The sequence below is a fragment of the Metallococcus carri genome, assembly GCF_011440275.1.
In the GTDB taxonomy this organism is placed as follows: domain Bacteria; phylum Actinomycetota; class Actinomycetes; order Actinomycetales; family Dermatophilaceae; genus Metallococcus; species Metallococcus carri.
Genome location: NZ_JAAOIV010000009.1, coordinates 108,084 through 119,921 on the forward strand (window position 1 = coordinate 108,084; position 11,838 = coordinate 119,921).

An 11,838-nucleotide genomic window follows, 5' to 3' on the forward strand; every position below is an offset into this window, starting at 1 on the left:
CTCCCAGCGAAGCTCGCACTCGCCGCGCGCTCGCCAAGCGCCGCGCCGCGCCGCGCTCGCCGCCGAGCGCCGCGCCGCGCCGACGGCGGGCGAACTCGCGTCAGCCTCAGGCGTCGGCGTGTTCTCCGACGTTGTCACGCACCCAGTCGCTGATCGCGGTCGTGGGCGCGCCTGGGGTGAAGACCTTGGCCACCCCCATCGCCTCCAGTTGCGGGATGTCCTCCTCGGGGATGATCCCGCCGCCGAAGACGACGATGTCGTCGGCGTCCTTGGCCTTGAGCAACTCGATGACCTTGGCGAAGAGCGTCATGTGCGCGCCGGACAGCACGGACAGCCCGACCGCGTCGGCGTCCTCCTGGATGGCGGCCTCGACGATCTGCTCCGGTGTCTGGTGCAGCCCGGTGTAGATGACCTCCATGCCCGCGTCCCGCAGTGCGCGAGCAACCACCTTGGCGCCGCGGTCATGGCCGTCGAGCCCGGGTTTGGCGACGACGATCCGCAGCGGAGCAGCCTGTTGACTCATGACCGGCAGCTTAGACCGCGCCCGTGACGGGGCTCACAGGGCAGCCGCTCTCACCGAAACCCCGCAGCGCCAGGCCAGCCGGCGACACCCGCACCGCGACACGCGAGGCAGCCGACGACCACGGCAACCCCTGCCCCTCGACCGGTAAAAATTTCGGGCCCAGAAATCCTGTCAATAATTCGCGACGCTGTTTACCGGCCCACGATGCCCGGTGGACTATTGGATCGTTCTGCACCGCGCACCTGATCGGTGATTGCGGGGGTGATGACAGATTCTCGGGGTTCATTGTCATGGTCATGCTCGATACCGATCTCATTGCTGAAGCCATCGCGGCGCCACCGGATCCGCAGGCTCCTGCGGCCGAGCCGTCTCGCGTCAGCCGCCGCACCGTCGCCAAGGGTCTGGCGTGGAGCCTGCCGACGATCTCCACCGCCATCGCGGCTCCGGCATACGCCGCCTCGCCGCCGATCTGCGACCGCTGCGCGGGCGGCACCAATCCCACCGACTGCTTCATCGCCTTCCCCGGCGGTGGCAACAACGGTGGCCACTGCACCTGCGCGCCCGGACTGGTCTGCGTCGGCACCGGGCCACTCGGTCTGCTCAACGTCTGTGTGGGCACCGACCTCGCGCTCAGCACGTGCGGCGGCGCGCAATGCGCGGGCGTGTGCCTGGCCCCGGGCGGGGCGATCGTGACCGCGATCAACACCTTCCTCGCCGCCCTGACCGCCTTCGCCAGCGCCGTCGGCACCCTCGACCTGCTCGGCCTGCGCAGCTGCGTCAACCAGCCGGGGCTGCCCACCAATATCTGCGTCGCGCCGTTCAACGACGGGCGGCTCGGGGCGCTGTGCTCGTATTCCGCATCCTGCGGGAGCAACGCCGTCGTCGACGGGCTGATCCGGACGGTGACCGGCGCCTACAACACGATGATCTCCACCCTGAGCAACCTCGGCGTCCTCGTCTCACCGAAGTGCGCGGACGGCCTGGTGTGCAACGACATCGGCAGCGCGGCGTTCAGCTACGCCGGCGTCCTTGGGACCGGCGGCTTCGGCGTCCAGATCGGCATCGGTTTTTGCCAGTGCCCGCCGCAGACCAAGACCTGCGGCCCGGGCGACCCGACACCCTTCGCCTCCAACCAAGGGTTCGCGGCCTGCACGCCCTGATCACCACCGCTGTTGGGGGATAGCGATTCGATGATCACTACCATCCAGTTGCTCGCCTGCCTGGGCATCGCCGGCGTGCTCGTCACCAGCGGCGTGCTCAAACTGCGCGACCGCGAGGGCGCCACCGCCGCGGTCGGCGAGTTCGCCGTCATACCGGATCGACTGGCCGGGCCGATCGGCCGACTGCTGCCGTATGCCGAGATCGGCATCGGCGTGCTGCTCGTCGTCACCTGGCAGGCCGGCTATCGGGCTGCCGGCGTCCTCGCCACGGTGTTGCTGCTCGGGTTCACCCTGGTGGTCGGCATCAGCCTCGCCCGCGGCGAGGCACCGTCGTGTCACTGCTTCGGTGAGGCCACAGCGGAGCCGATCTCGCGATGGACGCTGGTGCGCAATATCGCCCTCGTGGTGATCGCGTTGCTCACCCTCTCCCGGTCCTTCCCCGGGGTTCCTCGCACCATCGCCGACCAGACCGGCGCCGAGCGCATCCTGCTGATCACCACCGTCGCCGCGGCGGCAGCCGCCAGCTGGTCGCTGCTGCACGCGGCCTCCCTGCACCGCGATCTGGCGACCGCGCGCGAGGCGGCGAGCCGGGCCGGCATACCGGCGGGCACCTTCGTCGCCTCGCCGATCCCGCAGTCGTCGGTGCTGCGCGCCGATGGCGAGCCGGTCTCGCTCGCAGAGTTGTCGCGGGAGCGGGCCCAACTGCTGATCGGTGTCGCGCCGGCGTGCGGCAACTGCAAGGAGCTCGCGCCGGCCTTCGCCGGCTGGCGGGAGGCCTTGCGGGCCGAGGTGGGCGTGACGATCGTGTCGTGGGGCGGGCTGCCCGAAGCGCTCGACCACTACGGTGACCAGAGCGAATTCCTGTATGCCGACCCGGCCGGCTTCGCACTCACCTCACTCGGCATCTCGGGCACGCCGGGTGCCGTGCTGCTCGGCACCAACGGCAAGGTCGCAGCAGGACCGGCGCTCGGTGGTGAGGCGATCATGGAGCTGATCACCGCGATCGTGCAGGCCATCGGGGTCAACGTGATGACCGGCACCGCCCACCAGACCCGGCAGGCGCGTCCGCTCGGCGGAGAAGACCAGGGCACCGAACATCTGCCGGCGGCCGGGAGCCTGCTCGCGCCGTTCGAGGTGGTGGACGAGTCCGGCCGCCGGCAGGCCTTCCGGGACGCGATCCGCGAGGTGAGCGAGGACGGCATACCGGTGGTGGCCTGGCGGGACTCCTGCCCCTACTGCGGTGAGATCGCCGCCGAACTGCGGCAGTTCTCCGAGCGCGGCGAGGTCGTGTTGCTGATCAACGAGCCGATCGCCTCGGTGCGCGCCCAGGGCTTGACCGGGCCGGTGCTGCAGACCGTCGACATCGATGCCTCCGCCGCGCTCGGGGTGCCCGGCACACCAGCGGGTATGCCGGTGCTCGACGGCGTGGTGCAGCCCGGTGGCGGGGTCGGTGGCGGATCGGTGTTGCGGATGCTGGTCGAGCGCGCCGAGGCCGCCGGAAGCTATGTCGAGACACCCGCGCTGGCTGAAGCGCGGCGACTGCAGGCGCACCAGCAGGGTGAGCACGCCGACGCGTCGGCGTGATGCGTGGCCGCACTGTGGCCTTTTCCACAGCGGCATCGGTCGATGTGCGGATTACGAATTGATCACGTTAGGGTGCTGGAGTCCACCCAGGCCTTGCGAGAAAGATGTGACGTGGCTCGTTATCGAGGTCGGCACCGCCCGGTCCGCACTCCGCTGATCAAGCGCCCGTCGGTGGTGCTGCCCACCTCGGGGATCGCCGTGGCGACCGCCGCCGTTGCCGTGACCTACCACGCCGACATCGCCAGCGGATCGACCGGACAACTCGGCAGCGACCTGCGCGTCGCGGCCGCCCCGGTGCCCGTTGCGGCGCCCTCTCCCGACGCCAGCCTCGCCGGTTCGGTCGCCAAGGCTCGGGCGGCCCGCGCAGCGGCCCAGCGCGCCGCCGGTCAGCGGATCGCCATCTCGCGCGCCGCCGCGGCCCGCGCCGCCCTCGCGGCCAAGATGACCGTCGGCACCGACGCGCTGCCCGCCAAGGCCGACGAGCAGGCGCCGCCCCCAGCCGCCGCTCCCTCTACCCCCTCGGCCCTCGCGGCTCGGGCCGCGACGCCGTCCACCTCACGTTCCGGCGCCACCCGCAGCGCCACCGGCTGGGTGTGCCCGATGGCCAGCTGCGGTGCGACCTTCGCCTCCGGTTTCGGCGGCCGGGTCTCCCCCGGCGGCATCGGCTCGACCGACCACAAGGGCAACGACTTCCCCACCCCAACAGGCACTCCGCTGCGCGCCATGAACGCCGGCACGATCGTCGCCGCGGGCTGGTATGGCGGCCAGGGCAAGCGGGTCGTCATCGACTTCGGCGGCGGGGTCAGCGCGGTCTACGCGCACATGTCCGCCCTCAACGTCTCCGCCGGCCAGCGCGTCGCCGCCGGCGAGGTCGTGGGCCTGTCCGGCAACACCGGCAATTCCACCGGGCCGCACCTGCACATCGAGATCCACATCGGTGGCGTGCCGGTCAACCCGCAGCCGTGGCTGCAGGCCCGCGGTCTCTGGTAGCCCGCGTCACTCGCATGCGGATAACCCACTCGCGTGCGCACAACTGACTCGCATGCCGTGATCACCGTCTGCGAGTGAGGTCACCGCATGCGGGTGAACTCAGCGCATGCAAGTGAGGTCACCGCATGCGGCTGAGGACGCTGCGGATCAGAGCTTTTCGACGGGCGCGTACCGCAGCAGCAGGCGCTTGACCCCGGCATCGCCGCCGAAGTCGACATGCGCCATCGCTCGCTCGCCCTGACCCTCGATCCGGATCACCGTGCCGAGGCCGAACGTGTCATGCGTGACGCGGTCGCCCGCCTCGAGGGAGATCACCGGCCGGTTGCCCGGGCTGCGCACGCCCGGCTTCTGCGCCAGCCGCGCCACGGCAGGAGTCGAGGACCGCGGCGAGGAGGTCGCACCAGTGATCCGGTCCCAGCGCACCAGGTCGTCGGGGATCTCACCGAGAAAACGCGACGGCGGGTTGTACTGCGGAGCGCCCCACGCCGAGCGCACCTCCGCACGCGACAGGTGCAGGCGCTCGCGGGCGCGCGTGATCCCGACATACGCCAGACGACGCTCCTCCTCGAGCTCCTTGGGGTCACCGAGCGCGCGCAGGTGCGGGAAGGTGCCGTCCTCCAGCCCGGTGAGGAAGACGACCGGGAACTCCAGGCCCTTGGCGGTGTGCAGCGTCATCAGCGTGACCACCCCGAGGTCCTGGGTGTCGTCACCGTCGGGGATCTCGTCGGCGTCGGCGACGAGCGACACCTGCTCCAGGAAGTCCTCCAGCGGCTGCCCGGGATAGTTGTCGTCGAATTCGCGCGCGACTGCGACGAGTTCGGCGAGGTTCTCGATGCGGGTCTCGTCCTGCGGGTCGTGGCTGGCGCGCAGCTCGGCGATATAGCCGCTGAGGTCGAGGATCTGCTCGAGCAGGTCACCTACTCCGGCGCCAGATTCCCTTGTCTGCCTGAGCTTTTCGAGCAGGGAGGTGAAACCCTCGATGGCTGCAACCGACCGGGTCGCGATGCCCGGCGCATCGGCTGCCCGGCCGAGCGCGGCGATGAACGGGATGCGCTCGCGGTCGGCCAGGGCCGAGACGCACGCCTCCGCGCGGTCGCCGATGCCTCGCTTGGGCACATTGAGGATGCGGCGCAGGTTGACCGTGTCGGCCGGATTGGAGACCACCCGCAGATAGGCGAGCGCGTCCTTGACCTCCTTGCGCTCGTAGAAGCGGGTGCCGCCGACCACCTTGTAGGGCAGCCCGACCCGCACGAACACTTCTTCCAGCGCACGCGACTGGGCGTTGGTGCGATAGAAGACCGCCACATCGCGTGGCTTGACCCCGTGCTCGTCGCCCAGCTGGTCGATCGCTCGGGCGACGAAGGCCGCCTCGTCGTGCTCGGAGTCGGCGACATAGCCAACGATCTTCTCCCCGTCCCCGGAGGAGGTCCACAGGTTCTTGGGCCGGCGGTCGGGGTTCTTGGCGATGACCGCATTGGCGGCCTGCAGGATCGTCTGGGTGGAGCGGTAATTCTGTTCCAGCAGAATGGTTTTGGCGTCCGGGTAGTCCTCTTCGAACTCGACGATGTTGCGGATCGTCGCGCCACGGAAGGCATAGATCGACTGGTCGGCGTCACCGACGACACACAGCTCTGCCGGGGGCACCTGACCGACGGCTGGGTCGGGCGTGCCGGTGCCGACGAGCTCGCGCACGAGCACATATTGCGCGTGGTTGGTGTCCTGGTATTCGTCGACCAGGACATGCCGGAAGCGCCGGTGGTAGTGCTCAGCGACATCCGGGAAGGCCTGCAGCATGTGCACCGTCGTCATGATCAGGTCGTCGAAGTCGAGCGCGTTGGCCTGCCGCAGCCGCCGCTGATAACCGGTGTAGGCCTCGGCGAGCATCCGGTCCTGGTGCGAGGAGTCCTCGGCGGCGACCCGGGCGGCATAGGTCTCCTCGTCGACGAGCTCGTTCTTGAGGTTGGAGACCTGGTGGCTGAACGACTTGGGCGGATAACGCTTGGGGTCGAGGTCGAGATCGCGCACGACCATCGCCATCAGCCGCTGGGAGTCTGCCGCGTCATAGATCGAGAAGGACGACTTCAGCCCCACGGTCGCAGCCTCGCGCCGCAGGATGCGCACGCACGCGGAGTGGAAGGTCGACACCCACATCGCCTTGGCCGCCGGGCCGACGAGGGCCTCGACCCGCTCACGCATCTCGGCGGCCGCCTTGTTGGTGAAGGTGATCGCCAGGATCTGCCCGGGCTGGGCGTGCCGCTGGCCGAGCAGGTAGGCGATCCGGTGGGTCAGCACCCGGGTCTTGCCCGAGCCCGCGCCGGCGACGATCAGCAGCGGCGAACCCTCGTGCACGACCGCCTCCCGCTGCTGCGGATTGAGGCCCTCCAGCAGCGACTCCGGGTCGCGCATCGTGGGCCGGTTGGGCGCGGGCGGGGCCGCCTCCGATGCGTCGCGCGGGGCGTCGCTCGCCCAGGTCGGTATGCCGTGCTCGTCCACCTCGCCGATCCGCCCCGGCGAGCGATGTGGGGACGCCGAGTCGGCGCCGAAACCGGGCAGGGGAAGGTCGTCGAACAGGCTGCTCATCTCGTGCTCCAGCCTACGTGCCGGCACCGACAGCGGCTGGCGTGTGGGGGAAGCCTCGCCGGGACATCCGGCATACGCTCGGCGACGTGATCCGACTCGTCGACCCCGATCCGCAACGGCACGCCGACTGGCTGGCGGCCTACGACGACTTCGACGACGGCGCGGTGCGCCATGGTTTCGGGGTCTATCTGGAGGATCCGGCGCAGCTGCGCGACCCTGCCCATTTTGCCGAGGTGGTGCGCCGGCAGCTGGCCGGTGCCTATGGACGCGAACTGCCCGAGGGTTATGTGCCGGCGACCTGTTTCTGGATCACCGACGATTCCGACATCGTGCTGGGCGCGCTGCAGTTGCGGCATACGGTGGCCACGCCATTCCTGCTCAACGAAGGCGGCCACATCGGCTATGGCGTGCGCCGCTCGGCGCGCGGCCGAGGTGTCGCGACCGCGGCCTTGCGTGAGGCGGTGCGCCGGGCGCATGGTCTCGGCATCGACCGGGTCTTGCTGACCTGCGATCTGGACAATCTCGCCTCCGCCCGCACCATCGAGCGGTGCGGCGGCGTCCTCGAGGACGAGCGCGCCGGCAAGCGCCGCTACTGGATCCGGACGTCCCCGTGAACCTCGACGACGAAGCACATCCTGGGTGAGGCGTCGACTCCGGGCGGCGCGGGCCCGGCGGGTTGGCACTGAGCCCCCACCCCAACGGACGTACGATCGCCCTCGATGAACATCGACCACCTGCTGCAGACGATCCCGGCCGACGCCGTCTACGGGCTCGTCGGTCTGGTGGTCGGCATCGAGAGCCTCGGCATCCCGCTGCCCGGCGAGGTCGTGCTCGTCGCGGCGTCGGTGCTGTCCTCCCGCGGCGGGTCGCAGCTCACCCCGCACGGCATCGCCATCGGCGCGATCCTCGGGGCGGTCATCGGCGACTCGATCGGCTATGCCATCGGCCGGCGTTATGGCGACCGGCTCTTCCGGCTGCTCGCCCGTCGCTTCCCGCGGCATGTCAACGACGATGTCGTCGCCTATGCCGAACATGTCTTCCAGCGGTATGGCGTGCTCGCCGTCTTCTTCGGCCGGTTCGTGGCGCTGCTGCGCATCTTCGCAGGGCCGCTGTCGGGGATGTTGCGGCTGTCCTATCCGAAGTTCCTCGCCGCGAACGTGCTCGGCGCGATCTGTTGGGCCGGCGGCACCACCTATGCCGTCTATTACGCCGGCCGGGCCGCCGAGGCCTATCTGAAGAACTTCTCGTATGCCGGGCTCGCGCTCGCTGTCATTCTCGGCATCCTCGCCTCGACCGTGCTCCGGCGGCGGCTGGAACGCAATGTCGAAGCCTTCGCCGCCTCCCGGCGGGCCGAGAAGGACAACCCCTCCACCGCCCCCGCCTGAACTTCTCGTTGGTTGAGCGAGGACGAGGCGCCAGCCGAGTCCGCGTCGAAACCCGATGAACCCAGGAGGTTTCGACTCGCTCCGCTCGCTCAACCGACGAAGAAGGTGCCCGCTCGCTCAACCGACGAAGAAGGTGCCCGCTCGCTCAACCGACGAAGAAGGTGCCCGCTCGCTCAATCCACGGGGCGCCGCGGCATACCCTCGACGTCGTGGACGCCATCGACGCCGCCTTCGCCGCGATCGACCGGCGCGGGTTCCTGCCCGAAGGCACCGCTGACCCGCGGGTCGATGCGCCCATCGAGATCGGGCATGGCCAGACCAACTCTCAGCCCCGCACGGTGGCCGACATGCTGCGCTTGCTGCAGCCGCACCCCGGGCAGCGCGTGCTCGATGTCGGCTCCGGATCCGGTTGGACCACAGCGCTTTTGGCTCACCTGGTGGGCGCGTCGGGTGAGGTGTTCGGTGTCGAGATCGTGCCGCAGCTGGTCACCTTCGGTGCCCGCAACCTGGCCGCCACCGACCAGCCGTGGTCCTCGATCCGGGCCGCCGCGCCGGGCAGGCTCGGCCTGCCACAGTTCGCGCCCTTCGACCGCATCCTCGTCTCGGCATCCCCGCCCGAGCTACCGCAGCAACTGGTCGACCAGCTCGGTCCTAGCGGCCGGATGGTCATCCCGGTCGCCGGCGAGATGCTGCTGGTGCGACGCGTCGGAGCCGAGGTCGAGGTGACCCGGCACGGCCGTTACCGGTTCGTGCCCCTGCACGCGTGAAGTGTCCGCGTGTGCGCACCACGGCTGGTGCGCACGCGCGGACACCGGGCCAGCTCCGGCATACCCCCTAGAGCAGACCGAGCGCGGTGAGTTCGGCCTCGTCGAAGACGCGCGACCGGATCAGGAAGCGCACGCCCTCCGGCGCCTCGAGGGAGAACCCGCTTCCTCGGCCAGGCACCACGTCGAGCGTCAGGTGGGTGTGCTTCCAATATTCGAACTGCGACTCCGACATGTAGAACGGCACCGGCTCGACGACCCCGTCAATGCGCAACTCCTGCAGCAACACATCGACGTCACCGATGAGGAAGTCGCCGTCCGGATAACACATCGGCGCGCTCCCGTCGCAGCAGCCGCCGGACTGGTGGAACATCACCGGTCCGTTGCGCTCCACCAACCGGCGGATCAGTTCCGCGGCGGCCTCGGTGTAACCCACCCGCTCGACCTCGGTCATGTCCGCTCCTCTCACCGATGAATTCAGCTGCCGATCGACAAGGGGCAGCACGCACGAGCGGCATACCGCCCCCTGGTTCGATCAACGATTCGGTCGACGATCCGCACGGGCGAGCCTGCGAGCCGATGCGGGGAGGAGCCGAATCAAAGGACATCTGATCGAACGGGGCGGTACGCACGCGAGCGCGAGCGAGCGGCATACCGCCCCCGTTCGATCAGAAGAAGCCGAGCGCGTCGGGGCTGTAGGAGACCAGGAGGTTCTTGGTCTGCTGGTAGTGGTCGAGCATCATCTTGTGCGTCTCGCGCCCGATGCCGGACTGCTTGTAGCCGCCGAATGCCGCGTGCGCCGGGTAGGCGTGGTAGTTGTTCACCCACACCCGACCGGCCTTGATGCCGCGGCCCATCCGGTATGACGTGCCGCCGTCGCGCGACCACACACCGGCGCCGAGACCATAGAGGGTGTCGTTGGCGGTCTTGAGCGCGTCCGCCTCGTCGTTGAACTGCGTCACCGACACGACCGGGCCGAAGATCTCCTCCTGGAAGATCCGCATCGAGTTGTCGCCCTCGAAGACCGTGGGCTGCACGTAGTACCCGCCGTCGAGGTCGCCACCGAGCTTGGCGACCTCGCCGCCGGTGAGCACCTTGGCGCCCTCCTCCTTGCCGATCTCGAGGTAGGACTTGATCTTCTCCAGCTGGTCGTTGCTGGCCTGAGCGCCCATCGTGGTGTCGGTGTCGAGCGGGTTGCCCATCTTGATCTTCTCGACGCGGGCGACGGCGTCCTTCATGAACTCGCTGTAGATGCTGCTCTGCACGAGTGCGCGAGAGGGACAGGTGCACACCTCACCCTGGTTGAGGGCGAACATCGCGAAGCCCTCCTGCGCCTTGTCGTAGAACGCATCCCGTTGTGCTGCAACGTCTTCGAAGAAGATGTTCGGGGACTTGCCACCGAGTTCGAGGGTGACCGGGATGAGGTTCTGGCTGGCGTACTGCATGATCAACCGGCCGGTGGTGGTCTCGCCGGTGAAGGCGATCTTGGCGATCCGCTTGTTGCTGGCGAGCGGCTTGCCGGCCTCGGTGCCGAATCCGTTGACGACGTTGAGGACGCCGGGCGGCAGCTGGTCGCCGATGAGCTCCATCAGCTTCAGGATCGACCACGGGGTCTGCTCGGCCGGCTTCAGCACGACCGCGTTGCCGGCGGCGAGCGCCGGTGCGAGCTTCCAGACCGCCATCAGGATCGGGAAATTCCACGGGATGATCTGGCCGACCACGCCGAGCGGCTCGTGGTAGTGATAGGCCACCGTGTGCTCGTCGATCTCGCTGATCGTGCCCTCCTGGGCGCGCAGCACCCCGGCGAAATACCGGAAGTGGTCGATCGCAAGCGGTATGTCGGCCGCGAGGGTTTCGCGGACCGCCTTGCCGTTGTCCCACGACTCGATGACCGCGATGTCCTCGAGGTTCGCCTCCATGGTGTCGGCGAGTTTGAGCAGCAGGTTGGCGCGCTCGGTCGGCGCGGTGCGGCCCCACGAGTCGGCCGCGTTGTGTGCGGCGTCGAGGGCGGCCTCGATGTCCTCGGCGGTGCCCCGGCCCACCTGGGTGAAGACCTGACCGGTCTGCGGGGCGTAGTTGTCGAAATACTCGCCCTTCTTCGGCGCGACGAACTCGCCGCCGATGAAGTGGCCGTACTTGTCCTCGACCTTGATCTGCGAGCCGGAGCTTCCCGGCCGTTCGAACACGGGCATTGCGGGCTTCCTTTCGCCATCGGGGCGGGCTCGCCCCGGCTGCCCGTGACGCTAATCACACCGACGTTGCAATCACGTTGCACCAGAAAGCTCTACTCCCGCCGTGGCGGGTGGTGGCGGCTTCAGCTGCAGGCAGCCGCGCTGCCATTCGTACGCACGCAGGTGTACGCCGCGCTGTCATTGGTCGTGTCGGAGTTGGCGTTGCCGTTCGTGGTCCCGACCTTGAGGGTGGCCGTCGCGGTGTTGTTGCCGCCGATGGACGACAGCGCCACGCCGAGTGTCCAGCACGCCCCGGCAGCCAGCGTGCCGGTCGTGGTGAAGGTGTAGGTCGTGCCGGCCTGGACCACGGTGCTGTTCGTGACCAGCGTCCCGGACAGCGCCACGGAGGTTGTGCCCGTGACGGTCAGGGTGAAGGTGCTGCCGGACGCGAGTGCCGAGCCCACCGCGCAGACGCTGAAGTTGACGGTCGCGGAGTTGTTGCTGCTCGTGTACCCCGCACCCGTCACGGCGACGTCCTGCAGCGAGCTCGCCTGCGCCGCGGCGGGACGCCCGACGATCAGGACGGGCGTCGCCCACGCGGTCCCCTTGACCACGGCGCGGCGTGACATCTGTGCCATCTGAAGCCCTCTCTCAGGATTGCCGCCTACGGTACGGATCGGG

At 69.2% G+C, this 11,838-nt stretch carries 11 protein-coding genes; 6 read left to right on the forward strand and 5 right to left on the reverse strand.

Going from position 1 to position 11,838, the window contains the following annotated elements; all coding sequences use genetic code 11:
• Window positions 1-106: 106 nt before the first annotated feature.
• Window positions 107-523 carry a cobalamin B12-binding domain-containing protein gene (locus tag G9U51_RS12580; protein ID WP_166197282.1) on the reverse strand — a complete coding sequence of 139 codons (417 nt, stop codon included), beginning with the start codon at window positions 521-523 and terminating at the stop codon, window positions 107-109.
• A 296-nt stretch (window positions 524-819) separates the two neighbouring features.
• On the opposite strand from G9U51_RS12580, the gene G9U51_RS12585 reads away from it, so the two are divergent.
• The 3 genes from G9U51_RS12585 (at window position 820) to G9U51_RS17895 (ending at window position 4,257) form a co-directional block, all read left to right on the forward strand.
• Window positions 820-1,683, forward strand: coding sequence for a hypothetical protein (locus G9U51_RS12585; protein ID WP_166197189.1), 864 nt, complete (start codon window positions 820-822; stop codon window positions 1,681-1,683).
• A gap of 30 nt (window positions 1,684-1,713) precedes the next feature.
• Entirely contained in the window at window positions 1,714-3,267 is a 1,554-nt protein-coding gene (locus G9U51_RS12590) for a MauE/DoxX family redox-associated membrane protein (RefSeq protein WP_166197283.1), read from the forward strand.
• 111 nt (window positions 3,268-3,378) lie between these two features.
• Window positions 3,379-4,257 (forward strand): M23 family metallopeptidase, encoded by an 879-nt coding sequence (locus G9U51_RS17895; RefSeq protein WP_166197284.1) that lies wholly within the window; start codon window positions 3,379-3,381, stop codon window positions 4,255-4,257.
• A 147-nt stretch (window positions 4,258-4,404) separates the two neighbouring features.
• Here the strand turns inward: G9U51_RS17895 and pcrA are convergent, their stop codons facing one another.
• Window positions 4,405-6,837, reverse strand: a complete 2,433-nt coding sequence (gene pcrA / locus G9U51_RS12600; RefSeq protein ID WP_166197285.1) for a DNA helicase PcrA — start codon at window positions 6,835-6,837, stop codon at window positions 4,405-4,407.
• 86 nt (window positions 6,838-6,923) lie between these two features.
• On the opposite strand from pcrA, the gene G9U51_RS12605 reads away from it, so the two are divergent.
• From G9U51_RS12605 to G9U51_RS12615, 3 genes are all read left to right on the forward strand, one after another.
• Window positions 6,924-7,451 (forward strand): GNAT family N-acetyltransferase, encoded by a 528-nt coding sequence (locus G9U51_RS12605; RefSeq protein WP_166197286.1) that lies wholly within the window; start codon window positions 6,924-6,926, stop codon window positions 7,449-7,451.
• 105 nt (window positions 7,452-7,556) lie between these two features.
• Window positions 7,557-8,222, forward strand: coding sequence for a DedA family protein (locus tag G9U51_RS12610; protein ID WP_166197287.1), 666 nt, complete (start codon window positions 7,557-7,559; stop codon window positions 8,220-8,222).
• Between the two features lie 209 nt (window positions 8,223-8,431).
• Window positions 8,432-8,989, forward strand: coding sequence for a protein-L-isoaspartate O-methyltransferase family protein (locus G9U51_RS12615; protein ID WP_166197288.1), 558 nt, complete (start codon window positions 8,432-8,434; stop codon window positions 8,987-8,989).
• Between the two features lie 67 nt (window positions 8,990-9,056).
• On the opposite strand, the gene G9U51_RS12620 is transcribed toward G9U51_RS12615, so the two are convergent.
• From G9U51_RS12620 to G9U51_RS12630, 3 genes are all read right to left on the reverse strand, one after another.
• A complete protein-coding gene (locus G9U51_RS12620; RefSeq protein WP_166197289.1) occupies window positions 9,057-9,440 on the reverse strand; it encodes a DUF779 domain-containing protein in 384 nt (127 codons plus the stop codon).
• A 214-nt stretch (window positions 9,441-9,654) separates the two neighbouring features.
• The gene (gene adh / locus G9U51_RS12625; protein ID WP_166197290.1) at window positions 9,655-11,178 is read right to left on the reverse strand and encodes an aldehyde dehydrogenase; all 1,524 of its coding nucleotides are present in this window, start codon (window positions 11,176-11,178) and stop codon (window positions 9,655-9,657) included.
• A 122-nt stretch (window positions 11,179-11,300) separates the two neighbouring features.
• On the reverse strand, window positions 11,301-11,795 hold the full coding sequence (locus tag G9U51_RS12630; RefSeq protein WP_166197291.1) for a hypothetical protein: 495 nt from the start codon (window positions 11,793-11,795) through the stop codon (window positions 11,301-11,303).
• Window positions 11,796-11,838: the final 43 nt, after the last annotated feature.